Source organism: Azospirillum isscasi (genome assembly GCF_030849505.1).
Taxonomy (GTDB): domain Bacteria; phylum Pseudomonadota; class Alphaproteobacteria; order Azospirillales; family Azospirillaceae; genus Azospirillum; species Azospirillum isscasi.
The window spans coordinates 1-789 of record NZ_JAUJFI010000375.1 but is presented as its reverse complement, the minus strand read 5'-3'; the positions used below and the strand labels follow the sequence as shown (position 1 = coordinate 789).

Here is a 789-nt window from a genome sequence, read left to right as displayed (position 1 = left end):
CCGGCGTCGTGGGAGCCGGGTTATAGGCGGGTCGGCCAAGCCCGGCAAGCGCTTTTTTCACCCCCGTGCGTTTTTTCTGAAACGCGAGCGTCACGAAGGGCCATTGGTCACAGACAGGGCCATTCAGGATTTGAGGGAAATGTGCAATCTTGCCGGTCCGGTCACCCGATCGATCGTCACAATAAGTGGACGGCACTGTGCGTTGCAGAAACTCGCTCCTGACGGCGGCCCTTCTGTCCGGCCTTCTCGCGGCGTGCGCCAGCGATCCGTCATCCTCCTCCCGCGACACCAACATCGACGCCCATGTGGCGGAAGCCTCGCACCGCTTCGGCATGCCGGAGCAATGGATTCGCGAGGTCATCCGCCAGGAGAGCGGCGGGCGCACCATGATGAACGGGCGCCCGATCACCAGCCACGCCGGCGCCATGGGCCTGATGCAGGTGATGCCGGTGACCTATTCGGAGATGCGCCGCAAGCACGGGCTGGGTCCCGACCCGTACCACCCGCGGGACAACATCCTGGCCGGCACCGCGTATCTGAGAGAGATGTACGACCTGTTCGGGTCGCCGGGCTTCCTCGGCGCCTACAATTGCGGGCCCGGCTGCTACGCCGACTATCTGGCCGGCAACCGCCGCCTGCCCGGCGAGACGCGGCGCTACATCGCGTCGGTGTCGCCGCGGCTGGAAGGCGGTGGCGGGATGGGCACGGTGGAGGTGGCCAGCCTGCCCGCCACCCCGCCCCCGCCGATCGCGGCGGCGCCCGCTCCGACCCCGGTAACCCCGGTGCCGG

Annotated in this window: 1 protein-coding gene; it reads left to right on the top strand. The window is 68.1% G+C overall.

All coding sequences use genetic code 11. From position 1 onward, the window contains the following. Positions 1 to 197 precede the first annotated feature (197 nt). Positions 198 to 789 (top strand): lytic transglycosylase domain-containing protein (locus QSG27_RS29070; protein ID WP_306712347.1); only part of this gene is annotated, 592 nt, incomplete at its 3' end.